Below are 21998 nucleotides of genomic sequence, written 5' to 3' on the forward strand. Positions count from 1 at the left end.
TGCTTTGTTGGGGCTGGGTGGTTATGTCCCGCTGTGGGTGTGGGGGGTGGGGCTGGTGGCGGGGGGCGGGGGGGGCGCCCCCACCACAGACGCCCCGCTTGGGATTTGATGCATGGACGGCGCAGAGAGGGCAAAGGACGCGGGCGCAGCCGCCCCCTCCACCGCTTTGCGGTCCCCCTCCCCCGTAAACGGGGGAGGATCAGAAGGCTACGACCACTCTCCCCATGAAGGGGAGGGAGAGAAGTGAAACTGCCTTCCCTCTTTCGGCGGACGCCGTTTCGGCTGACGCTGCTGTTTCTGGCGCTGTTCGTGGCGACGGCGAGCGCGGTGCTGGCCTATGTCTATGTCGCCTCGGCGTCGGAGGCGCGGGCGCGGGCCGAGGCGGGGGTCAGGAGCGAGGTCGAGGCGCTGACGGCGGTCTATCGCACGCGCGGGGTGGACGCGCTGAACCAGGCCCTGGTGGACCGGACGCTGCGGGGCGGGTCCTATCTCTATCTGCTGATGGACAAGGACCGGAAGACGATCACCGGCAATATCTCGACCTCGCCGCTGGAGGCGGGCGAGGTGGTGCAGGGCGGTCGCTGGGACGATTTCCGCCTGACCGACACCGACGAGGCGGGCAAGGTGCGGCGGCGGCAGGCGATCGGGGTGGAGATGCCCCTTTCGGGCGGCGAGCAGTTGTTCGTCGGTGAGGACATCGGCGACATCGAAGCCTATCTGGCGCGGCTGACCCAGGCCCTGTGGGGGGCCATGGTCATGGTCCTGGTGCTGGGCGTCGGCGGCGGTCTGTGGATCAGCCGCGGCGTCGAGCGGGCCATGGGCGGGCTGAACCAGGTGGTCACGGCGGTGCAGGAAGGCGACCTGAAGGCGCGGGCGCCGATCCGTCATTCCGGCGACGAACTGGACGAATTGGGCCAGGGGCTGAACACCATGCTGGACCGGCTGGAGGCGTCCATGGCCTCGATCCGCCATGCCGGGGACGCCATCGCCCACGACCTGCGCTCGCCCCTGACCCGGATGCGGGCCAAGCTGGAGGTGGCGCTGATCGACGCCGAGGCGGGCAAGGTGTCGGGCGTGGACGCCCTGGGCGTCGCCCTGGACGAGGCGGACCTGTTGCTGAAGACCTTCAATACGGTTCTGGCCATCGCACGGTTGCAGGCCGGCGGGGCGCCTGATCCCAAGGTGTTCGACGCCGCCGATCTGGCGACCGACATGGCCGAGCTGTACGAGCCGGCCAGCGAGGACAAGGGGCTGGAGTTCTCGGCCGAGATCGAACGCGGCCTGATGATCGAGGGCAACCAGCCCTTCCTGGCCCAGGCCCTGGCCAACATCATCGACAACGCCGTCAAATATACGCCGTCGGGCGGGGCGGTGAAGCTGCGGGCGCGCAGGCGGTCGTCGGGCGAGATCGAGTTTTCGGTCACCGACACTGGGCCAGGCGTGCCGGACGAGGACCGCGACCGGGTGCTGCAACGCTTCGTTCGCCTGGACAACAGCCGCACCGAGCCGGGCTCGGGCCTGGGCCTGTCCCTGGTGACGGCGGTGGCCGAGGCGCACGGCGGACGGGTGCAACTGGACGAGGGACCGGGCGCCTATGGGGGGCAGGGGCCGGGCCTGCGGGTGGCGCTGGTCCTGCCGCCGGCCAGCGGGACGGTGACCTGATGAGCGATAAGCTGGGGGCAAGGCTGAAGCCGTGCGGGCCGGTGCGCGACGCGATGGCGGCGGGACGCATCCACGAACGGCTGGTCGAGGCGGCGGAGGCGAACGGCTGGCGCGCGACGCTGGACGGGGCCTGGGGCGCGCTGGAGCCGGTGTTCGCGGCCTCGCCCTACCTGGCGGGACTGGCGCGGCGCTGGCCCGAGCGGCTGCGGCAAATTCTCGAGACGGCGCCCGAGACGCGCCTGGCTGAAATCCTGGCGGCGACTGACGCCCTGGACGGTCCAGCGGACGAGGCCAAGGCGCCGCTGCGCTGGCTTAAGGCGGACCTGCATCTGCTGACGGCCCTGGCCGACCTGGGCGGGGTCTGGGATCTGGACGCGGTGACGGGCGCGCTGTCGCGGTTCGCCGACGCCACGGCGCAGGCGGCGCTGCGCTGTCTGGCCCACGATCAACGACGGCGCGGCAAGCTGACCTCGGCGGCGGATGATCCGCGCGGGCCTGTGCCCGGCCTGTTCGTCCTGGCCATGGGCAAGGGCGGGGCGTTCGAGCTGAACTATTCCTCGGACATCGACCTGTCGCTCTTCTTCGAGCCGGAGGCGCTGGAAAGCGCACTGGGCGAGGGCGTGGAGGCGCAGGGCCTGGTCAACCGGCTGGCCCAGGGTCTGGCGAGCCTGCTGAGCGAGCGGACGGCGGACGGCTATGTCTTCCGCGTCGATCTGCGGTTGCGGCCCGATCCGTCCTCGACCCCGCCGGTGGTCGCGGCGCCCATGGCCCTGGCCTACTACGAATCCGTCGGCCAGAACTGGGAGCGGGCGGCCTTCATCAAGGCGCGGGTCTGCGCCGGGGATGCGGGCGAGGGCGCAGAGTTCCTGAAGGCGCTAGTCCCCTTCGTCTGGCGGCGCAGTCTGGACTATCAGGCGGTGCTGGACATCCAGTCGATCAAGAAGCAGATCCACGTCCACAAGACGGGCGAGGGACTGGACGCGGCGGGCGCCAATCTGAAGCTGGGACGCGGCGGCATCCGCGAGATCGAGTTCTACGTCCAGACGCAGCAACTGATCCTGGGCGGACGCGATCCGGGACTGCGGTCGTCGCGGACCCTGGAGGCGCTGGACGCCTTGACCGAGCGGGGTCATGTGGCGGTCGAGGCGCGCGACGAACTGGCGGCGGCCTATGTCGAGCTGCGCGGGCTGGAGCACCGGGTGCAGATGCTGGCCGACGAGCAGAGCCACGTCCTGCCGGTCGATCCCGAGCGCCGGGCCGACGTGGCGGCGCTGGCGGGCGAGGGCGACCTGGGCCTGTTCGACGCCGGGGTCGAAAGCCTGCTGATGGGGGTTAATCAGCGCTACGGCGAGCTGTTCGAAGGCGGCGAGGAGTTGTCGTCCCCCTATGGCAGTCTGGTCTTCACCGGGGTCGAGAACGATCCGGGCACGCTGGAGACGCTGAAGCGGATGGGGTTTTCCGAGCCCGCGACCGTTTCGGACACCATCCGCAGCTGGCACCACGGGCGCATTCAGGCGACGCGGACGGCGCGGGGGCGCGAGCTGTTCACACGCCTGGCCCCGCAACTGCTGACAGCGGTGGCCAAGACCGGGGCGCCGGATGCGGCGTTTCGGCGGTTCGCGGTCTTCTTTTCAGGCTTGAGCGCCGGGGTGCAGGTGCAGGCCCTGTTCCTGAACCAGCCCCGGCTGTTCGACCTGGTGGTCGGGGTCATGGCTTTCGCCCCCAGACTGGCGCGGGCCCTGGGGCGCCAGCCGCAGGCGCTGGACGGCATTCTGGACGCCCGTTTCCTGATCGCCCTCGGCACGGACACCGGTCTGGCCGATCAGGTGGTGCGCGAGGCGCACGAGGCCGGCGATTTCGAAGGGGCGATGAACGCCGTGCGCCGCCTGCATCGCGAACAGACCTTCCGCATCGGCATGCATGTGATCACCGGCCGGACCACGGCCGAGCAGGCCGGGCTGACCAATACCTCGCTGGCCGACGCCTGTATGCGGGCCCTGGCTCCGGCCGCTCTGGCCGAGGCCGAGCGGATGGGCGGGACGTTCGAGGGGGCGGTCGCCGTCGTGGCCCTGGGCAAGGCCGGGTCGCGCGAGATGACGGCGGGATCGGACCTGGACCTGATGACGGTCTATGCGGCGGCGCCCGAGACGACGTCGGCGGGCAAGGGGTGGAGCGCGGACCTGTTCTACGGTCGCTTCACCCAGAGGCTGATCGCCGCCCTGTCGGCGCACACGGCCGAGGGCGGCCTGTACGAAGTGGACATGCGGCTGCGGCCGACCGGGTCCAAGGGACCGGTGTCGGTGCGGCTGGAGGCGCTGGACGACTACTACGCGCAGGAAGCCGAGACCTGGGAGTTCATGGCCCTGACGCGCGGGCGGCTGGTCTGGGCCAGTGATCCGGCGTTTGGCGCGCGGGTCGAGGCGACGCTGGAGGCGGCGCTGCGGCGGCCGCGTCCGGGCGTGGACGTGGCCGGGGATGTGCGCGCCATGCGTGACCTGATGGATCGCGAGCGGCGGCCCAAGGGTTTCTGGGACCTGAAGCTGTCGGCGGGCGCCCAGGTCGACGCCGAGTTTGTGGCCCAGTACCGTCAGCTGTGCGCGGCGGCGGCGGGCGAGGCGCTGACCGTCTCGACGCTGGAAGCGCTGAAGGATGATCCGATCCTGGCCGAGACCTGGCGGGCGCACCAGCAGTTGGGTCAGTTGATGGCCTGCGCCTTTGATGGACGCGGCGACCCGGACGCGGAGCCGTCGGGCTTCCAGAAGCGGTTGGCGGCGGCGGCGGGGGCCCCGGACTATGAGGCGCTGAAGGCGCAGTTGATCGCCCTGCGCGCGCGGGCGCGGCGCGCGTTCGAAGCGGCCCTGCCCGCTGTGGCCGATACGAGTCGCGACGGAAACTGATCCGGGCGACGTTTGATTTCTCGACAGGGATGTTTTCGGGCTTAGGCCCGCGGAGACCATCGAGATGAACAAGACCCTTGGCGGCGTCGCCGCTATCGCCTTTCTGACCGTTTTCGGCGGCGTGGCCGTCGCGCAAACCGCAGCGCCGCAGCGGCCTGCGCGCGCCATGGCTCAGCCGGTTTCACAAGCTGATTTCGTCCAGCGCCGCGTGGAGCGCCTGCGCGCCGCCGACGCCGACCGCGACGGCACGGTCACGGCCGAGGAGATGCGCGCCGCCGGCCAGGCCAAGCGCGTTGAACGCAGGACGGCGATGTTCGACCGTCTGGACGCCAACAAGGACGGCTCGATCAGCCGGGCCGAGTTCGAGGCGCCGCGCGCCGATGGCCAGAGGGCTGGTCGCGGCCAGCGCGCCGAACGCGCCGGTCGCGGTCATCGCGGCATGCACGGCGGCGCACAGCGCATGGGCCGGGGCGGCGAGGGCCGGTTCCCCATCGTGATCGCCGAGGCCGAGCAGAAGGCGACGGCGGCCTTTGCCCGACTGGACGCCAACCGCGACGGGACGTTGACGGGCGAGGAGCGTCGCGCGGGCATGCAGGCGCGCCGAGCCGAGATGCGCGAAAAGCGCCAGGAGCGTCGTCAGGCGGTTCCGGCGGCGTCGCCTTCGACGCCCGCTTCGGAGTAGGGTGGATGTCGGGGAAGGCGGTGCAGCCGTCGGCCCGTTTCGTGAACGGCGAAAGAGGCTGGATTGGCGAAGACCGCCGACCCCGACGAGGATCTGGTGCGGCGCGTGGGTCAGGGCGACCCCGCGGCGATCCAGGCCATGGTCGCTCGCAAGCTGCCGCGCATGCTGATGCTGGCGCAGCGGATGCTGGGCGATGCGACGGAGGCTGAGGACGTGGCCCAGGAAGCGATGCTGAGAGCCTGGCGACAGGCGCCGCGCTGGGCGCCGGGTCAGGCCAGGTTCGACACATGGCTGCACCGGGTCGGGCTGAACCTCTGCTACGACCGGCTGCGGCGTCGGCGCGAGATCGCCACGGACGCGCCGCCGGATCGGCCCGACGACGGGCCTGCGCCGGATCGGGGGCTGTTGGCGATGGAGACGGGGCTGCGGGTCGAGGCGGCGCTGGCGAAACTGCCCGAGCGGCAGCGCGAGGCCATCGTCCTGTGCCACTATCAGGAACTGGGAAATATCGAGGCGGCGGGGCTGATGAACGTCAGCGTCGAGGCCCTGGAAAGCCTGCTGTCGCGTGGACGGCGGGCGTTGCGGACGGCGCTGGCTGACATGGCGCCGAATGCGGTGATGACGGCGAATGGGTAAGGCGGGGGCTGGAACCATGACGATGACCTACGAGCGTTTCGAGTATCTGACCGACGCCTATGGCGGCGACCTTCGGCGCTGGCCGGAGGGCGAGCGTGAGGCGGCGCGCGCCCTGATGGCGGCGGACCCGCATGCGGCGGCCCTGCTGCGCGAGGCCGACGGGCTGGACGCCCTGCTGGACGCCGCGCCGCGACCGGCGCCGTCGCACGCCCTGCGCGAGGCGGTGATCGCCAGCGCAGCGGGGGCGGGCCTGCGGGCGCGTCGGCGCGGCGCCATTGGGCCGCTGGCCTGGCTTTCGGGCGCCGGATGGGCGGCGGCGGCCTGCGCCGGAGTGATGTTCGGGATCAATCTGACCAGCCACATGACCGCCGATGTCCAGGCGGACGCCGTGCTCTATCAAGCCAGTCTGATCAGCGCAGACGACACGGAGGTTCTGGGCGGATGACGTCGCGGAGTTTGAAGATCGCCCTGGCCGTCTCGGTCGCCCTCAACGTCTTCGCGCTGGCCGCCGGGGGCGCCGTCTGGGTGGCGCGCGAGAAGGTCGAGCAAAGGGTCGCCGAGGCGCAGAAACCGGGGCGCAGCGAGCCGGTCTGGGACGTCATCGAGCGGATGGATCCGGCTGTGCGGGATCAGGTCAAGCAGCGCCTGCGGGCCTCGGCCATGCAGGCGCGACCCGACTTCGAGGAAGCGCGAGCCGCGCGGCGCGAGGCCATCGCCCTGACCGGGGCGGAGACCTTTGATCCGGTGGCGGTCGCGGCCCTGCTGGAACGCTCGCGGGCGTCGGAGGCGCGCGGTCGCTCGCGGCTGGAGACCGGGGCGGTCGAGACCTTGAACCAGTTGAGCCCGGCCGACCGCAAGGCCCTGGCCCCCATCCTGTCGCGCCACAAGGCGAAGCGGGATGCGCGCAAGCCCGAGAAGGCCGAGAAGCCGATCGCGCCTGCGCCGCCGGCTGCGGCTGAAGCATCGACACGCCCTTAACCCCCTCAGACGGTTGGTTTCGGTCCGGCGCCCAGGCGTCGGCTTCGGCTACGGCCGAGCCCCGGGTACGACGATTCCGCCTCTCCACGCCGGGCGCCGCAAGCGGACACGCTGGGTATCGTCGAAGGGTGAGAAGCCGAGGCTCGGACCCAAGCCCAGCCTTACTTGACCGACCTAGTTTCCTTGCCTGTTCGCGACCGAGGCCATGACGCCAGACACGATGTCGTTGATGTCGAGCGCCCCGGATTTTTGCCGCTGCGGGAAGTCCTTGAAGGTCGCCAGATGCTGCTGAACCATTGCCGCCATCGGCAGTACCGTCCAAAGCTTGTCGACCGCATAGTTGGGATAGGCTGGCGCAGTCATGTGCTGCTCGAAAGGGTCCGCGCGCAGATTGACCGGTTGGGGCACCGTGGGCGCGTAGCTGATGCCGCCAAACCAGTCGTTCTTGATCTCGAAGTGGGCTTTCCAGTTTCGGTACCGGATCGCATAGAGCGCGGACTCTCCGTAGTAGAAGAACTCGTTGCGCGGTGACGCTTCTTCGTCGCCGGAGAGGTAGGATAGCTGGCTGTAGCCGTCGAGATGGACTTTGAAGGTCTTGTCCCCGGCATCGTGACCCTTGAGCAGCTTGTCCTTGATGTCCGGCGCGCCCGCCGCCGCCAGGACGGTCGGCAGCACGTCCTCGTGCGAGGTGATGCCATTGAGAACTCTGCCGGCCGGTATATGTCCCGGCCAGCGGATTACGAACGGCACCCGAAAACCGCCTTCCCAGCCGAGCCCTTTTTCGCCGCGGAACGGGGTGGTGCCGCCGTCCGGCCAGGTGAATTTCTCGGCGCCGTTGTCGGTTGTGAAGATCACCAGGGTGTCATCGGCGATGCCGAGGTCGTCCAGCTTTTTCAGCAGCTCGCCGACAACCCAGTCGAGCTCCTGCATGCCGTCGCTGTAGAGGCCGAGGCCGGTCTTGCCGTCCCAGCGCTCTGACAGGTGCGTCCACACATGCATCCGCGTGGTGTTGTGCCAGAGCATGAAGGGTTCGCCGGCAGCGTTGGCGCGGTCGATGAAGTCCAGCGAGTGGCTGAGCAGCTCGTCCTCGATGGTTTCCATCTTCTTGCGCGTCAGCGGCCCGAGGTCCTCGATCGTCTGCTTGCCGACCCGGCCGAACCGCTTGTCTTCCGTGGCGTCGTCCTTGTCCGTCGCCTTGCACGACAGGACGCCGCGTGGACCAAACAGGTTCTTGAACACCTCGCTTCCCTTGGGATAGTCCGCCTGCTCCGGCTCCTCCTCGGCGTTCAGATGGTAGAGGTTGCCGTAGAACTCGTCGAACCCGTGCACCGTGGGCAGGAACTCGTTGCGATCGCCCAGATGGTTCTTACCGATCTGGGCGGTCCTGTAGCCCAGGGGCTTCAGCAGGTCGGCGATGGTTGGATCCTCAAACCGAAGGCCCTGCGGCGCGCCGGGCATTCCGACGGTGCTGAGCCCTGTCCGCATCGGTATCTGACCGGTGATGAAGGCTGCCCTCCCCGCAGTGCAACTCGCCTGTCCATAATGGTCGGTCAGGAGCGCGCCCTCATTGGCGATGCGATCAATATTGGGGGTCGGTCCGCCCATGATCCCGCGATTGTAGGCGCCAACATCGAACCAGCCGATGTCGTCAGCCATGATAAGGAGGATGTTGGGACGACCGTTGGGCATGGGGTAGCTCCAGAGCGGAATGCTACCCGGGAGCGTGCCAGCACAGCCGTTCGAGGTGTATCAGGTCTTCACCTGAGCGACGGCGGGGGCAAACCCGGTCGGAAGGTCTGCTCCGCATTTTGGTCGGTCGGTATTCCTCTCGAAACGAGATCCAGACCTGTCTGCACGAAGGCGGCGTTGTCAGGCCGCTTGCGCCTGAACCCGCTGGGGAGCGGCGCCGGCGGGGGCCATGGCGCCTTCGGGGGCGCGGATGGGCAGGTCGAACCAGACGGTGGTGCCGTGGCCGGGCTCGCTTTCAATGGTCATGCGGCCGCGGTGAAGCTCGATCAGGGACTTGGTCAGGGCCAGACCCAGGCCGGTGCCTTGCGTGGTCTTGGAGTGCTGGCCCTCGACCTGCTCGAAGGGCTGGGCCAGGCGGTCGAGGTCGGCGGGGGCGATGCCGATGCCGGTGTCGGTGACGGAGAGGCGCACATGGTCCGCGCCCTGGGCTGCAATGGTCACGGTGACGGCGCCGCCCTCGGGCGTGAACTTCACGGCGTTGGAGATCAGGTTCAGCATGACCTGTTTCAGGCCGCGATGATCGGCCTCGATCTGCACCGCGTCCGGGGCGACCAGGCCTAGGGTCAGGCCGGACTCCATCGCCTTGCCGCGCATCAGGCGAATGGCGTCGTTGCACAGGCTATTCAGCGACACCGGTTCGTAGTGCAGGGTCAGCTTGCCGGCCTCGATCTTGGCCATGTCGAGGATGTCGTTGATCAGGCTGAGCAGGTGCTGGCCGGACTGGTGGATGTCGGCGGCGTAGCCCTTGTAGCGGCGGTCGCCCAGGGGGCCGAACATCTCGCCCGCCATGATCTCGGAGAAGCCGTTGATGGCGTTCAGCGGGGTGCGCAGCTCATGGCTCATATTGGCCAGGAACTCGGACTTGGCCTGGTTGGCGGCCTCGGCCCGGGTCATGGCGACCTCGTACTTGCGGGCCAGCAGCGACAGCTTGGCCTCGCGGTCTTCCAGTTCGACGACCATGGCGCGCAGTTCGTCGGCGGCGCGGCGGCGCTCGGCCTCCTGGCGTCGGATGACGGTGATGTCGGCGGCGATGACGACCGTGCCGCCGTCGCCGGTGAAGCGTTCGGCCATCTGCAGCCAGCGACCGTCCTTCAGCTCGACCTCGCGCACCCCGGCGCGGCCGCTGGCGGAAGGGTGCTCGGCCTTGACGGCCTCGGCGGCGATGAGGTTCAGGGCGTCTTTCTGAGCCCCGCGCACGACAACGCCTGCGGGGAAGGCGAAGGCGTCCTGGAAGGCCTGGTTCCACAGGATCAGGCGGCCCTGGCGGTCGAACAGGACAAAGGCGTCGGACACGCTCTCGATGCCGTCGCGCAGACGGTTCTCGGCGGCCTGGGCCTGGGCCTTGGAGCGGCGGGCCTCGGTGATGTCGAGCGCCACGCCCAGCAGGCTGGTGAAGCCGGCGTCACGACGCGGCTGGCGCGACTGGCCGCGGGCGTCGATCCAGCGGATGCCGCCTGACTTCAGCGGCACCGGAAAGGTGACGTCGAAGGCGCCGTCCGCCGCGGCTCTGTCGAGGGCGTCGACCAGGGTCTCGCGGTAGCGCGGATGAACCTTCTCGATCAGGCTCTGGGTGGTCAGGGCCTGGCCGGGTTCGACCTCCAGCATGGCGGCCATGTAGTCGGACAGGACCACCTCGCCGCGCGCCAGATCCCATTCCCAGACGCCGCAGCGGGCGGCCTCTACCGCGACGCGGAAGCGACGTTCGGTGTCGGCCCACTGGCGGCCGGCGCGCGTCTGACGCCAGTTCTGCACCGCCAGAACGGCCAGCATCAGCAGGACCAGCAACAGGGGGCCGGCCACCATCCAGGCGTCGTCCAGCCAGGCGGACAGGCCGCCGACGGCGGGCATGGAGGCGACGACGGCGTGACCGGAGGCGTCGATGGGCGCCGAGGCCGTCAGGCGCAACCGGCCCTCGGCATCCCGCGCCGGCCGGCCGGCGTCGGCGGGGACCAGACCGGCGGCGACCACGCTCAGGCTGCTCCCGGCGAGCCCGGCCTCGAGCGGCGGCAGGGGGGTGCGGGCGGACAGGGCGCGACCGTCCCCCAGCGGGCGACGGGTCAGCAGGGCGTTGTCCTGCAGCGCATAGCCGGATGCGGCGCGTGTCGGGGCGTCCGCCTTGCCGCCCGCAGCGGCCAGAACCCGCCCGGCGGCGTCACTGACCACGAACCCGGCGTCGGGGGCGACGATGCGCGCGCGGTCCAGAGCCTCGACCGCCTGCGCAGGCTGCTCGGCCAGATCGCGAGCGACGAGATCGAGGGCGCGGTCGGTCAGGGCGAGGCGGGCGCTGATCTGGCCGGCGGCGCGCTGGGCTTCCAGCCTCAAGGCCTCGACGCGGACAGCCTGGGCCTCACGGCGCGGGCGCCCGTCGTCCCGGATGACCAGCAGGGCGTAGGCGGTGATGACCAGGGCGACGGCGAGCAGCAGGACGCGCACCCACGGCAGGCTTCCGCGCGTGGTCTGATCCGAAGCCCGGCGGCCCGGCTGATAGCTGCGGCGCTCCTTGCCCTGCAAGCCGATCCTCTCATCCTCAACAGCAGAGGGGAATCTAGGCTGCGTCGCGGATTCCTGTCGAGGCCCGGCGTGGCGGGCTTTTCACCTTGCGGGCGAACAGATGCAGGAATGACTCAGGCGGCTTCCTCGCCGCCAGTGGTCGCGACGCGCGGGCTTTCGCCCGGCGCAGCCAGGACATCGGTGATCTGGCGCAGGATGTCGCGCGCGCGGCGCGCCATTCGGACGGCCTCCGGCGGCGCATCCTCGGGCGATTCCGACACGGTCTCGATCAGTTCGCGCGCCAGCTCCATCAGATCGGGCGCGGCGGCGATCAGGCGGGACTGGAACTCGATACGTTCGGGGTCGCGGTCGTATTCCGCGCCCGGCACCCGCCAGCCGCCCCAGTCGGCCTTGTCTGTGACGACCACGGGATAGCTGCCGGGGAAGGGATGATGGGCGCAGTCGGCCGGCTCCTGCCACTTGTTCCGGGCGCGCAGGATGCGCCAGTCGCCCAGGGCGGTGGCGGCGGCGTCTTCGGCCGGCGTCTGAAGTTCGGCGGCGGTGAATTCACGGCCCAGGCCGACATCGTAGGTGATGCGCACGGGCTCGTCGAAGCCCTTGGCCCAAACGGGTTGGACCTTCTCGATCTGAGCCCAGGCGCCGACGCTCTCGACCCAGACCTTCTGACCCTTCTGGAACTGCGCGCGCGCCATGCGGATTCTCCCCTGCAAGGGGGCAGCATGGCGCGCGAGCCGTTATCGTCGGGTTCCGCGACGTAGTTAGCGAGTCGTGAACGCGGTCGCGCGGGTCAGGAGGGGCGGGAAATCTCTTCCAGCGCCTCGCCGGCATAGCGTTCCTTGACCCGGGTCGACAGGTCGCCCAGCGAGACGACGCCGACCAGGCGGCCGTCCTTGTCCACGACGGGCAGACGGCGAACCTGACGCGAGCTCATCAGGTCGAGCGCGGCCTTCAGGTCGTCGTCGGCGCGCACCACCAGGGCGTCGCGGCTAAGGAATTCGACCACCCGGGCGGTGGGGGCGGCGCCCGAGGCCACGGCGCGGACCGTGATGTCCCGGTCAGTGATGGCGCCCACCAGATTGTCGCCGTCGGCCACGGGAATGAAGCCGAAATCGCCCGACGCCATGCGGGCGGCGACCTCCTGGATGGTGTCGTTGGGACGGGCCACCTGCACGTCCCTGCTCATCACGTCGCGGATTTTCATGCGTCTCTCCCTTGCCGACGGTGTGTCAGGCTTGACGGGAGGAACCCGCGCGGGCGGACCCGGTTCCGGCGGCCATCGACGCGGAACGGCGGTTGACGCCTGTCGTTTGGGTCTGGACCCGATCGTCCGGAGACCCGCCATGACCGACGCCGTGAAGACGCCCGAACCGCGCAAGGGCATGCCATCGCCCGAACTGACCCGGGAGGTCTTCGTCAAACGTTTTCTCAGCCGGTATCAGGACCCCGCCTTCGACAGGATGCGCGAGGCGCTGGATCAGGTCGCCGCTGCGGCCTGGGATGGCTATATCGAGGGTCGCAAGAGCCCCCTGACGCAGAAGGCCGGCGCCGGCTACGCCGATCCCGACTACGACCTGTCGATCGACTGGATCCATGCTCATGAGGCGATCAAGGCGGCGCAGGCGCGACACGACGACGCCGGGGGCCCTCTGCGCGCCCTGCTTGTCAACGGCTCGTCACGGTCAGAACACACCTGTCCCGGCGAGATGTCCAAGAGCTGGCGGTTGACGATGATCGCCGAAGCGACGCTGAAGGCGGCGGGCATCGAGACGACGGTGCTGGACCTGTCGCGGCTGGCCTCGGAATACGGACGCGAAATTCATCCCTGCAAGGCCTGTTTTTCGACTGCGGCGGCGCTGTGTCACTGGCCGTGCAGCTGCTATCCCAACTATTCGCTAGGCCAGGTTCATGACTGGATGAACGACATCTATCCCCTGTGGGTAGAGGCGCATGGCGTCTTCATCGTCACCCCGGTCAACTGGTACCAGACCTCCAGCTCGCTGAAGCTGATGATCGACCGGCTGGTCTGCGCCGACGGCGGCAATCCGGATCCGACCCTGACCCACGGCAAGGACGCCCGAAAGGCCAAGGCGGTCGAGCTGGCGGGCTGGGACTACCCGCGGCATCTGGCAGGACGCACGTTCGCCGTCGTGGCTCACGGCGATGTCGAGGGCGCCGAGAACGTGCGCCGTTCGGTGGCGGACTGGCTCAAGTCGATCAAGCTGATTCCGGCCGGGCCTGATGCGGAAATCGACCGCTACATCGGCTATTTCGAACCCTACGCCACCAGCCATGACGCTCTCGACAAGGACCAGGACGTCCAGGACGAGGTGAGGATCGCCGCCGAGGAACTGGCGCGGTCGATGCGGGCCCGACGCGAGGGCCGGCTGGTCTCTACCGACGAGGGGCTGGAGGGGCCGCGTCAGAAGTAGGTCAGGGCGTGCGTCGCTCTGGCAGGGTCTGGGCGGCGCGGACCAGTTGCACGAACTCGGCGCGGTCGCCGTAGGGGTCGTCGCCGCGTGCGCCCTGCGCCTGTTCGAGAATCCGGGTCCAGCCGTCGTCGCTGCTCATCCACGGATCGCCGCGCAGCTTCTGCGCAAAGGCGGCGACGGCGATGGCCCAGCGGGTGGCTTCGGGGGGCTGGGCGCTGACGGGGGAGGCGGAGGGGTTGGCGAGGACTTGCTGGATCATTTCGGAGCGGGCGGCGCCGGGCTGCTTGTAGCGCACCTGGATGAAGCCGATCTCGCCATTGGGATCGCCGCCGCCGGTCGTGATGCGGTTGTCGGGGTAGCGGCGCTCTGAGATCTGGGTCGGGCCGCCGACGGGGGTGATTTCATAGAGGGCGGTGACGGATGCGCCCGAGCCGACCTCGCCCGCATCCACGGCGTCGTTGTTGAAGTCTTCCTCGTTCAGCAGGCGGGTTTCGTAGCCGATCAGGCGCCACTCGGCGACGCGGGCGGGGTTGAACTCGACCTGGATTTTCACGTCGTCGGCGATGGGGAAGGCGCCCTTGTCGAACTGTGCGCCGAACAGACGGCGGGCCTCATTGAGGTCGTCGACATAGGCGGCGGTTCCGTTGCCGGCCTGGGCGATGGCCTGCATCCGGGCGTCCTGATAATTGCCGCGACCGAAGCCATAGACCGACAGGTAGACGCCCGTCTTGCGCTTGTCGGCGACATAGTCTTCCAGCCGCTTGTCGTCTGTGACGCCGACGTTGAAGTCGCCGTCGGTGAACATCAGGATGCGGTTGACCTTGTCGCGGCCGAAGCTGGCCTGGGCCTGATCATAGGCGTTGGTCATGCCGGTGGCGCCCGCCGTGCCGCCGGACGCCCGCAGCGAGGCGACGGCGCAGCGCAGCCTGAGCTTCTCGGCGCCAGAGGTGGGGGCCAGGGTCGTGCCCGCGCCCTCGGCGTAATAGGCGACGGCGACGCGGTCCTGAGGCCGCAGGCGGTCGATGATCAGGTTCATCGACTGCTTGGCCAGGGCCAGCTTGTCCGGGCTGTTCATGGAGCCGGAGACATCGACCAGGAAGGTCAGGTTCAGCGGGCGGCGCTGGCCCTCCGGCAGCTCATAGCCCTGAAGCCCGACATGGACGATCTGGCGCCCCGGCGCCCAGGGCGAGGCGGTGACGGCGGTGGTCACGGCGAAGGGCCGCGCCGCCGAGGTTGGGCGGGCGTAGCCATAGTCGAAATAGTTGATCATCTCCTCGACCCGGACGGCGTCGCGCGGCGGGGCGCGTCCGTTGTCGATGAAGCGGCGGACGTTGGCGTAGGCGGCGGTGTCCACGTCGATGGAGAAGGTCGAGACGGGCTGCTCGGCCGTGCGCTTGACCGGGTTGGGCGTGGCGTCGGGGTAGCGCTCGGTGGTGGCGGGCGCGGACGGGATCGGGCCGCCGGGCGTCTGCGGACCGATGCGAGAGCCGCTGACGACCACGCCATCCACCGTGGTGCGGCCGTCCGGCGTCGTTGCGATGACGGCGGGGCGCATCGGGGCCGGGGGCGCAGGCGGGGGTGGCGGAGGCGGAGGGGGCGGCGCTGGCCGGGGCGGCGGTCCGGGGAGGATGACCGGCGGGCCGCCGTATTCGACCCGGTCCTGCTTCTGGGCCGGGCTGATCGGCACGGCGACGGGCGGCGGAGGGGGGCGCACCACGGGCGGTCGCGGCGGCGCGGGCGGGGTCAGAGTGAATCCGAACTCACGGCAGGCGGCGTCGGTTGGAGCTCCGTCCCCCTGAGGTTGGGGGAAGGGCGCGGCCATGACCGGGGCAGGGGCTGCGGTCATCAGGGCGGCGACGGCGGCGAGCGTCAGGCTCGACCTGCTGCGCCTCGGCGGATTGCGGTTGGGCATCGTACGATCTCCTCCATCCCTGTCCGGCCTACTAACATGACGATGTTCGGCGGAACTGTGGCGAAGATGGAGCGCCGACATTCAACCTGACAAGGTGTGGCGCGGACGCCTCTGCGCATGGCCCCTCGCAATCGCGACGTTTCATCCCCACAATGGAGGCTCAAGCATCAGGGTGAGCCATGGCCGACGCGGCGACGGGACTGGATCTGGGCCATGTGGCGGCTCTGCTGGCGGCGGGGGTCGTGGCGGTGCCGGTCTTCCGCAAGCTCGGGCTCGGCTCGGTGCTGGGCTATCTGGCGGCGGGGGCGGCCATCGGGCCGTTCGGCCTGGCCCTGTTCCGCGAGCCCGAGGTCATCCTGCACGTCGCCGAGTTCGGCGTGGTCATCTTCCTGTTCATCATCGGGCTGGAGATGCGGCCCAAGCGCCTGTGGGGGATGCGGAACGAGATCTTCGGCCTGGGCGCGGCCCAGGTCGGGCTGGCGGGGCTGGCCCTAACCCTGACAGCCATGGCGGCGGGGGTGTCGGCGCCGGTGGCCTTTGTGGGGGCCATGGGCTTCGTCATGTCCTCGACCGCCGTCATCATGCAGATGCTGGAAGAACGCGGCGACCTGCCGACGCCGCAGGGGCAGAGGGCTGTCTCGATCCTGCTGTTCGAGGACCTAGCCATCGTGCCGCTGCTGGCTATCGTCGCCGTGCTGGCCGCCTCGATCGGGACGGCGGGCGAGAGCGCTACGCCGCTGTGGCAGACCATCGGCCTGGCGGTCGCGGCGGTGGCCGGGGTGCTGGTCGTCGGGCGCTATGGGATCAATCCTGTCTTCCGTTTCCTGGCCCAGAACGGCGGGCGCGAGGTGATGACGGCGGCGGCCCTGCTGGTGGTGGCGGGCGCGGCCTGGATCATGAACGAGGTCGGCCTGTCGATGGCCATGGGCGCTTTCCTGGCCGGGGTGCTGCTGTCGGACTCGACCTTCCGGCATCAGCTGGAGGCCGACGTCGAGCCGTTTCGCGCCATCCTGCTGGGGCTCTTCTTCCTGTCGGTCGGCATGGCGCTGGACATCGGGGTGGTCATCAATGACTGGCGCATCGTGGTGGCGGGGCTGCTGGCCTTCATGCTGATCAAGGCCCTGGTCATCTATGTCGTGGCGCGGCTGTTCAAGGCGCGGCATCACGAAGCCATCGAGCGCGCAGCCTTGTTTGCGCAGGGGGGCGAGTTCGCCTTTGTCCTCTATGGCGCGGCGGCGGCGGGCGGGGTGATCGACGGTCAGGCCAGCGCAGCCCTGACGGCCATCGTCATCCTGTCCATGGCCCTGACGCCGCTGACGACCCTGGCGATGAAGCGCTGGCTGCCCAAGGAGGCGGGCCTGTCGCCCGAGGACGCCGAGGGGGTGGATTCGGCCGAGGGCCTGGGCGGCCAGGTGCTGATCATCGGCTTCGGCCGCTTCGCCCAGGTGGTGTCGCAGCCCCTGCTGGCGCGCGACGTGGACGTGTCGATCATCGAGAACGACGTGGAGATGATCCAGGCCGCCGGCAATTTCGGCTTCAAGGTCTATTACGGCGACGGCACCCGTCTGGACACGCTGCGGGCCTCGGGCGCGGGCAAGGCCGAGGCGGTGCTGGTCTGCGTCGACAAGCCTGAGGCCGCCGACAAGATCGTGCAGCTGGTGAAGTCGGAATTCCCGGGCGTGAAGCTGTTCGTGCGCGCCTTTGACCGGGGGCATTCGCTGCGCCTGATTGAGGCGCGGGTCGATTATCACATCCGCGAAACCTTCGAATCGGCGCTGAAGTTCGGCGAGGCGGTGCTGGTCGATCTGGGCGTGGCCGAAGACGAGGCGGCCGAAACCATCGCCGACGTGCGCCGTCGCGACGCAGCGCGACTGGATCTGCAGGTCACGGGCGGGCTGACGGCGGGGCGGTCGCTGATGCGCGGCAACGCCGTGACGCCCCAGCCTGAACCCTACATCAAGCCGACGCGTGAGGGGCGGCTGGTCAACGAGAGCGAGGCCCCGCCCGAGGCTGTGATCGAGCAAGAGGCGGACTGACCGGGCATGGCGAGCGTCGATCTGGCCAAGCGGGCCTATGACCACGGCTGGCGGCTGGACCCCATCGTCCGCAGTCTGCTGGACACCGACTTCTACAAGCTGCTGATGTTGCAGCTCATCTGGCGCAGGTATCGCGACGTCCCGGTGACGTTCAGCGTCATCAACCGCACGACCACGGTGCGGCTGGCCGAGGAGGTGGACGAGGCGGAACTGCGGGCGCAGCTGGATCATGCGCGGACGTTGCGATTCTCCAACCGCGAGCTGATCTGGCTGGGCGGCAACACCTTCTATGGGGTGAAGTCGATCTTCAGGCCCGACTTCCTGGCCTGGCTGGCCGACTATCGCCTGCCGGAATACGACCTGTCGCGCGAGGCGGACGGGCAGTTCCGGCTGGAGTTCGCAGGCCCCTGGGCCGAGGTGACGCTGTGGGAAATCCCGGCCCTGGCCATCCTCAACGAGCTGCGCAGCCGGCGCGCGCTGCGGCGCCTGGGCCGGTTCGAGCTGGACGTGCTGTATGCGCGGGCCAAGACCCGACTGTGGGGCAAGGTCGAGCGGTTGAGGGTGCTGGAGCCGCTGTCGATCTCGGACTTCGGCACGCGGCGCAGGCACGGCTTCCTGTGGCAGGGCTGGTGCGTCGAGGCGCTGAAGGAGGGGCTGGGGCGCGCCTTCATCGGCACGTCGAATGTCCTGCTGGCCATGAACAACGACCTGGAGGCGGTCGGCACCAACGGGCACGAGTTGCCCATGGTGCTGGCGGCGCTGGCGGGGGACGACGACGCGGCGCTGCGGGCCTCGCCCTATCAGGTGTTGGAGGACTGGCGGGCGACCTATGACGGCAACCTGCTGGTAGCCTTGCCGGACGCCTTCGGAACGCGGGCGTTTCTGGCCGATGCGCCGGTCTGGCTGGCCGACTGGAAGGGGTTCCGGCCCGATTCCGCGCCGCCGATCGAGGGCGGGGAGGAGATCATGGCCTGGTGGAAGGCGCAGGGGCGCGATCCGCGCGAGCGGCTGCTGGTCTTCGCCGACGGCATGGACGTGGATACGATCGAGACGACCCACGCCCACTTCAAGGGCCGGGTGCGGACCAGTTTCGGCTGGGGCACCAATCTGACCAACGACTTCCGCGGCTGCGCCCCGGCTCCCATGCCGGAGCTGACGCCCATCTCCCTGGTCTGCAAGGTGACGCGGGCGGACGGGCGTTCGGCGGTCAAGCTGTCGGACAATGTCGAGAAGGCGACCGGCGACCGGGCCGAGATCGAGCGCCATCTGCGGGTCTTCGGCGAGGCGGGGCGGGGGCGGCAGGCGGTAAGGGTCTGAAGCGGAACCGCCAAGCTTGCTGAGGCATTTCGCCAGAGGCGGCGGACGGCGTCGTCTCAATCCAGCGGGATGCGCGTCATGACCACCTATAACGTCGGCTATATCGTCGGCAGCCTGGCCAAGGGTTCGATCAACCGCAAGCTGGCCAAGGCCTTGATCAAACTGGCGCCCGAGAAGCTGAAATTCCACGAGATTTCGTTCGCGGACCTGCCCCTCTATTCCTACGACTACGACGCCGACTACCCGGCTGTGGCCAATGACTTCAAGGCGGCGATCAAGGGCTCGGACGCCATCCTGTTCGTGACGCCGGAGTACAACCGCTCCATCCCCGGCGTGCTGAAGAACGCCATCGACTGGGCCAGCCGGCCCTATGGAACCAACAGCTTCGCCAACAAGCCGACCGCGGTGATCGGGACCTCGCCGGGCGCCATCGGCACGGCGGTGGGCCAGCAGGTGCTGCGGCCCATCCTGGGCTTCTTGCAAGCGCCCCAGATGAACGCGCCCGAGGCCTATATCCAGTTCAAGAAGGACCTGATCGACGACGACGGCAATGTCAGCGTGCCCGAGACCGAGCAGTTCCTGCGCGACTATATGGAGGCCTTCCACCAGTTCATGGCGCGGGTTCTGACGGTCCTGCCGCGCGACGCTTGAGGCTGGTCAGGCGGGGTCGAGCGACCAGACGCGCGAACGTTTGACCTCCTGATCCTCCAGTTCGCGCGTCGTCGGGACGGTGTATTCGGCCAGCAGGGTCAGGCCCGACTTGGGGAAGTAGGTGCGGCCGGGGTCGCCGACGATGACGCGGGTTCCGTTGGCTTGCGCCTGTTTCAGCCAGGCCAGGACCGCCTCGGCCATCGGCTTTTCATAGAAGACGTCGCCGGCGCAGATCAGGTCGGCGGGCGGGGGCGGGGCGTCGAGCAGGTTGGCGTCGGTGAAGGCGATCTCGACCCCGTTGGAAGGGGCGTTGGCGGCCACGGCGGCGGCGCAGAAGGGGTCGATGTCGGCGGCCAGGACGGAGGCTGCGCCCGCCTTCATGGCGGCGACGGCGACGAGGCCCGAGCCGGTGGCGAGGTCAATGACGCGTTTGCCCGCGACTTCGGCGGGGTGGTCCAGCAGCCAGCGCGCCAGGGCCTGACCGCCGGCCCAGGCGAAGGCCCAGAAGGGCGGGGGCAGGCCCATTTCGCCCAGCTCTTCCTCGGTCAGACGCCACAGGGGCGTGATCTCGTCCGCCAGCCACAGCGAAATTTCCGGCGCATGCGGCACGGCCTGCAGCCGGGTGTTGGCGGCGATGAAGTCGGGGGCGTTGGCGGGGGTCAGGCGCATGGCGGGTGTCTAGGGCAGACGGGCTGGCGGCGCGAGTGCTCGGAAGAAAATCATGCTGGCCTGCCAAAAAGTCAGGTTGACATGACACGCGCGTTGAGTAAGGTCAGCCTTACATTCAGTCAGGAGCGCCTTCCATGTTGACCCTGTCCAAACAGAATACGCCCGCCGGTCGCCGCTATGTGCTCCGCACCATGGCCTTCATGGGCGGCTATGTCGCCGTCATGCTGGCGACCATCGGCGGCGCTTTTGATACGATCCAGAACACGCCCGCCGCCTGGGGACTGGCGCTGGCTGTATCGGCCCCCATCGCCGGTCAGATCTGGGCCACGCTCAGCTTCATGCGCGACTCCGACGAGTTCGTGCGCGCCGTGACGGCCAAGCAGTTCATCATCGCCGCCGGGGTCGCCATGGCCCTGTTCAGCGCCTGGGGTTTCGGTGAGAGCTTCGCCGGGGCGCCGCACGCCGAGGGCTGGCTGATCTACCCGCTGTTCTGGGCCATCTTCGGCTGCGTCGCGCCTCTGGTCCGGTCGTCGAACTGATGAAGAACAAGCTGAAACTGCTGCGCGTCGAGCGCAACTGGACCCAGGAGCAGCTGGGCCAGGCGCTGGGGGTCTCGCGTCAGGCCGTGAACGCCCTGGAGACCGAGAAGCACGACCCCTCGCTGGACCTCGCCTACCGCATCGCCGCCCTGTTCGCGCGGCCGGTGGAAGAGGTGTTCGAGAACCCGCACGGCTGACGCGTATGTCAGCCTAACCTGACTTTCCATGCTTCCTTTCCGCCGTCCTCCTCGGGGCTCGACCCGAGGACCGAGCCCGGCTGCGCGCTGGGCATGGACGGCGGGGGAGGGGCTTTTCTGAACCTGAAAGGAAATCCCATGTCCAAGATCTCTGCACCCGCCAAGACCCTTCGCGCCTTCATGCTGGCCGCCGCCATTGGCTGGACCGCCGGGACTGTCTCCTCGCCCGCCCAAGCCGAGCCGGTTCGGGTCGAGGCCCCCGCCTTAGCCTCTGACCGCCTGTCGGTCGAGGTGATGGGCCAGGGCCCCGACGTCATCCTGATCCCCGGTTTCGCCTCCTCGCGCGAGGTGTGGCGACCGATGGCCGAGCGGCTGGCGGCGACGCATCGGGTGCATCTGGTGCAGTTGGCGGGGTTTGCAGGCGAGCCGTGGAGCCATGGGGACGGGGCCTTCGTCCAGCCGGCCGTCGATGAGTTGGCCCGCTATGCCGCGACGTTGAACCGGCCCGCCGTCATCGGTCACTCCATGGGCGGCTTGAGCGGGGTGATGCTGGCGCAGCAGCACCCGGAGGCGGTGGGGCGGGTGATGAGCGTCGACAGCCTGCCCTTCTTCAGCGCCATGTTCGGGCCGACCGCGACGGTCGAAGGGGCCAGACCCTTCGCCGATCAGGCGGCGGCGGCGATCCTGGGCGCGGACGAGGCGGGCTTTCGCCAGCAGCAGGAACAGACGGCGGTCGGGATGATGCGAAACGAAGCGGGGCGCGACGCCATGGTCGAGTGGTCGATGGCCTCGGATCGCCAAGCCATGGCCTCGGCCATTCGCGAGGTGATGACGACGGATGTGCGGCCGGGTCTGGCGGCGATGACCACGCCGGTCTGGGCTGTCTATGCCTCGGATGCGAACGGCGGGGCGCCGGCGGCGATGGCTGACGCGGTGTGGGGGCGGGAGTATGCGGCCCTGCCGGGGGTGAAGCTGGTGCGGGTGGACGACAGCCGTCACTTCATCATGACCGATCAGCCCGAGCGGCTGGGTGCGCTGGTGGATGAGTTCCTGGCGGATTGAGGTTTGAGCGATCCTCCCCTGCGTAGCGGGGGAGGGGGACCGCCGCAGGCGGGGGCGAGCCGCAGGCGCTG

General features: G+C 69.3%; 19 protein-coding genes. 13 read left to right on the forward strand and 6 right to left on the reverse strand.

The features are described from left to right. The first annotated feature begins 243 nt into the window (after nt 1–243). The 6 genes from ACOZBP_RS15570 (at nt 244) to ACOZBP_RS15595 (ending at nt 6855) form a co-directional block, all read left to right on the forward strand. Complete coding sequence (locus tag ACOZBP_RS15570) at nt 244–1662, forward strand: ATP-binding protein (RefSeq protein ID WP_422677236.1); 1419 nt, start codon at nt 244–246, stop codon at nt 1660–1662. Beyond that, entirely contained in the window at nt 1662–4559 is a 2898-nt protein-coding gene (locus ACOZBP_RS15575) for a bifunctional [glutamine synthetase] adenylyltransferase/[glutamine synthetase]-adenylyl-L-tyrosine phosphorylase (protein ID WP_422677237.1), read from the forward strand. Before ACOZBP_RS15570 ends, ACOZBP_RS15575 begins: the two co-directional genes overlap by 1 nt. A 64-nt stretch (nt 4560–4623) precedes the next feature. Beyond that, on the forward strand, nt 4624–5241 hold the full coding sequence (locus ACOZBP_RS15580) for an EF-hand domain-containing protein (RefSeq protein ID WP_422677238.1): 618 nt from the start codon (nt 4624–4626) through the stop codon (nt 5239–5241). Nucleotides 5242–5304: 63 nt separating this feature from the next. Beyond that, complete coding sequence (locus ACOZBP_RS15585; protein WP_422677239.1) at nt 5305–5877, forward strand: RNA polymerase sigma factor; 573 nt, start codon at nt 5305–5307, stop codon at nt 5875–5877. 16 nt (nt 5878–5893) lie between these two features. Next, nucleotides 5894–6322: a hypothetical protein gene (locus tag ACOZBP_RS15590; protein ID WP_422677240.1), complete on the forward strand. Its 429-nt coding sequence runs from the start codon at nt 5894–5896 to the stop codon at nt 6320–6322. Next, on the forward strand, nt 6319–6855 hold the full coding sequence (locus ACOZBP_RS15595) for a periplasmic heavy metal sensor (protein WP_422677241.1): 537 nt from the start codon (nt 6319–6321) through the stop codon (nt 6853–6855). Before ACOZBP_RS15590 ends, ACOZBP_RS15595 begins: the two co-directional genes overlap by 4 nt. A 174-nt stretch (nt 6856–7029) precedes the next feature. Here ACOZBP_RS15595 and ACOZBP_RS15600 read toward each other — a convergent pair whose 3' ends face one another. The 4 genes from ACOZBP_RS15600 to ACOZBP_RS15615 all read right to left on the reverse strand — a co-directional run bounded on the left by ACOZBP_RS15600 (nt 7030) and on the right by ACOZBP_RS15615 (nt 12316). Then, nucleotides 7030–8544, reverse strand: a complete 1515-nt coding sequence (locus ACOZBP_RS15600; RefSeq protein WP_422677242.1) for an arylsulfatase — start codon at nt 8542–8544, stop codon at nt 7030–7032. Nucleotides 8545–8724: 180 nt separating this feature from the next. Further along, entirely contained in the window at nt 8725–11115 is a 2391-nt protein-coding gene (locus tag ACOZBP_RS15605; protein WP_422677243.1) for a PAS domain-containing sensor histidine kinase, read from the reverse strand. A gap of 113 nt (nt 11116–11228) precedes the next feature. Then, nucleotides 11229–11807 (reverse strand): hypothetical protein, encoded by a 579-nt coding sequence (locus ACOZBP_RS15610; RefSeq protein WP_422677244.1) that lies wholly within the window; start codon nt 11805–11807, stop codon nt 11229–11231. A 95-nt stretch (nt 11808–11902) separates the two neighbouring features. Next, nucleotides 11903–12316, reverse strand: a complete 414-nt coding sequence (locus tag ACOZBP_RS15615) for a CBS domain-containing protein (RefSeq protein WP_422677245.1) — start codon at nt 12314–12316, stop codon at nt 11903–11905. 139 nt (nt 12317–12455) lie between these two features. On the opposite strand from ACOZBP_RS15615, the gene ACOZBP_RS15620 reads away from it, so the two are divergent. After that, the gene (locus ACOZBP_RS15620) at nt 12456–13544 is read left to right on the forward strand and encodes a flavodoxin family protein (protein ID WP_422677246.1); all 1089 of its coding nucleotides are present in this window, start codon (nt 12456–12458) and stop codon (nt 13542–13544) included. A gap of 1 nt (nt 13545) precedes the next feature. On the opposite strand, the gene ACOZBP_RS15625 is transcribed toward ACOZBP_RS15620, so the two are convergent. Further along, complete coding sequence (locus tag ACOZBP_RS15625; protein WP_422677247.1) at nt 13546–15456, reverse strand: vWA domain-containing protein; 1911 nt, start codon at nt 15454–15456, stop codon at nt 13546–13548. 179 nt (nt 15457–15635) lie between these two features. Here ACOZBP_RS15625 and ACOZBP_RS15630 point away from each other — a divergent pair, with 179 nt between their 5' ends. The 3 genes from ACOZBP_RS15630 to ACOZBP_RS15640 all read left to right on the forward strand — a co-directional run bounded on the left by ACOZBP_RS15630 (nt 15636) and on the right by ACOZBP_RS15640 (nt 19460). Beyond that, complete coding sequence (locus ACOZBP_RS15630) at nt 15636–17492, forward strand: monovalent cation:proton antiporter-2 (CPA2) family protein (protein WP_422677248.1); 1857 nt, start codon at nt 15636–15638, stop codon at nt 17490–17492. Between the two features lie 6 nt (nt 17493–17498). Further along, nucleotides 17499–18809 carry a nicotinate phosphoribosyltransferase gene (gene pncB, locus ACOZBP_RS15635; RefSeq protein ID WP_422677249.1) on the forward strand — a complete coding sequence of 437 codons (1311 nt, stop codon included), beginning with the start codon at nt 17499–17501 and terminating at the stop codon, nt 18807–18809. 78 nt (nt 18810–18887) lie between these two features. Beyond that, nucleotides 18888–19460 carry an NADPH-dependent FMN reductase gene (locus ACOZBP_RS15640; RefSeq protein ID WP_422677250.1) on the forward strand — a complete coding sequence of 191 codons (573 nt, stop codon included), beginning with the start codon at nt 18888–18890 and terminating at the stop codon, nt 19458–19460. Between the two features lie 6 nt (nt 19461–19466). On the opposite strand, the gene ACOZBP_RS15645 is transcribed toward ACOZBP_RS15640, so the two are convergent. Continuing rightward, a complete protein-coding gene (locus tag ACOZBP_RS15645) occupies nt 19467–20129 on the reverse strand; it encodes a class I SAM-dependent methyltransferase (RefSeq protein WP_422677251.1) in 663 nt (220 codons plus the stop codon). A gap of 134 nt (nt 20130–20263) precedes the next feature. Between ACOZBP_RS15645 and ACOZBP_RS15650 the strand changes: the two genes are divergently transcribed. The 3 genes from ACOZBP_RS15650 to ACOZBP_RS15660 all read left to right on the forward strand — a co-directional run bounded on the left by ACOZBP_RS15650 (nt 20264) and on the right by ACOZBP_RS15660 (nt 21927). Beyond that, on the forward strand, nt 20264–20668 hold the full coding sequence (locus ACOZBP_RS15650; RefSeq protein ID WP_422677252.1) for a hypothetical protein: 405 nt from the start codon (nt 20264–20266) through the stop codon (nt 20666–20668). Next, nucleotides 20668–20865 (forward strand): helix-turn-helix transcriptional regulator, encoded by a 198-nt coding sequence (locus ACOZBP_RS15655; protein ID WP_114817898.1) that lies wholly within the window; start codon nt 20668–20670, stop codon nt 20863–20865. Before ACOZBP_RS15650 ends, ACOZBP_RS15655 begins: the two co-directional genes overlap by 1 nt. A 138-nt stretch (nt 20866–21003) precedes the next feature. Next, nucleotides 21004–21927 carry an alpha/beta fold hydrolase gene (locus ACOZBP_RS15660; protein ID WP_422677253.1) on the forward strand — a complete coding sequence of 308 codons (924 nt, stop codon included), beginning with the start codon at nt 21004–21006 and terminating at the stop codon, nt 21925–21927. The last annotated feature ends 71 nt before the right edge of the window (nt 21928–21998 follow it).

Source organism: Brevundimonas sp. NPDC058933 (assembly GCF_049315965.1).
Lineage (GTDB): Bacteria > Pseudomonadota > Alphaproteobacteria > Caulobacterales > Caulobacteraceae > Brevundimonas.

What these genes read in the sequence shown, in the direction of transcription:
- ACOZBP_RS15575 (WP_422677237.1), top strand. Translation starts at nt 1,662, where the DNA reads ATGAGCGATAAGCTGGGGGCAAGGCTGAAGCCGTGCGGGCCGGTGCGC.
- ACOZBP_RS15580 (WP_422677238.1), top strand. Translation starts at nt 4,624, where the DNA reads ATGAACAAGACCCTTGGCGGCGTCGCCGCTATCGCCTTTCTGACCGTT.
- ACOZBP_RS15590 (WP_422677240.1), top strand. Translation starts at nt 5,894, where the DNA reads ATGACGATGACCTACGAGCGTTTCGAGTATCTGACCGACGCCTATGGC.
- ACOZBP_RS15595 (WP_422677241.1), top strand. Translation starts at nt 6,319, where the DNA reads ATGACGTCGCGGAGTTTGAAGATCGCCCTGGCCGTCTCGGTCGCCCTC.
- ACOZBP_RS15600 (WP_422677242.1), bottom strand. Translation starts at nt 8,544, where the DNA reads ATGCCCAACGGTCGTCCCAACATCCTCCTTATCATGGCTGACGACATC.
- ACOZBP_RS15610 (WP_422677244.1), bottom strand. Translation starts at nt 11,807, where the DNA reads ATGGCGCGCGCGCAGTTCCAGAAGGGTCAGAAGGTCTGGGTCGAGAGC.
- ACOZBP_RS15615 (WP_422677245.1), bottom strand. Translation starts at nt 12,316, where the DNA reads ATGAAAATCCGCGACGTGATGAGCAGGGACGTGCAGGTGGCCCGTCCC.
- ACOZBP_RS15620 (WP_422677246.1), top strand. Translation starts at nt 12,456, where the DNA reads ATGACCGACGCCGTGAAGACGCCCGAACCGCGCAAGGGCATGCCATCG.
- ACOZBP_RS15625 (WP_422677247.1), bottom strand. Translation starts at nt 15,456, where the DNA reads ATGCCCAACCGCAATCCGCCGAGGCGCAGCAGGTCGAGCCTGACGCTC.
- ACOZBP_RS15630 (WP_422677248.1), top strand. Translation starts at nt 15,636, where the DNA reads ATGGCCGACGCGGCGACGGGACTGGATCTGGGCCATGTGGCGGCTCTG.
- pncB (WP_422677249.1), top strand. Translation starts at nt 17,499, where the DNA reads ATGGCGAGCGTCGATCTGGCCAAGCGGGCCTATGACCACGGCTGGCGG.
- ACOZBP_RS15640 (WP_422677250.1), top strand. Translation starts at nt 18,888, where the DNA reads ATGACCACCTATAACGTCGGCTATATCGTCGGCAGCCTGGCCAAGGGT.
- ACOZBP_RS15645 (WP_422677251.1), bottom strand. Translation starts at nt 20,129, where the DNA reads ATGCGCCTGACCCCCGCCAACGCCCCCGACTTCATCGCCGCCAACACC.
- ACOZBP_RS15650 (WP_422677252.1), top strand. Translation starts at nt 20,264, where the DNA reads ATGTTGACCCTGTCCAAACAGAATACGCCCGCCGGTCGCCGCTATGTG.
- ACOZBP_RS15655 (WP_114817898.1), top strand. Translation starts at nt 20,668, where the DNA reads ATGAAGAACAAGCTGAAACTGCTGCGCGTCGAGCGCAACTGGACCCAG.
- ACOZBP_RS15660 (WP_422677253.1), top strand. Translation starts at nt 21,004, where the DNA reads ATGTCCAAGATCTCTGCACCCGCCAAGACCCTTCGCGCCTTCATGCTG.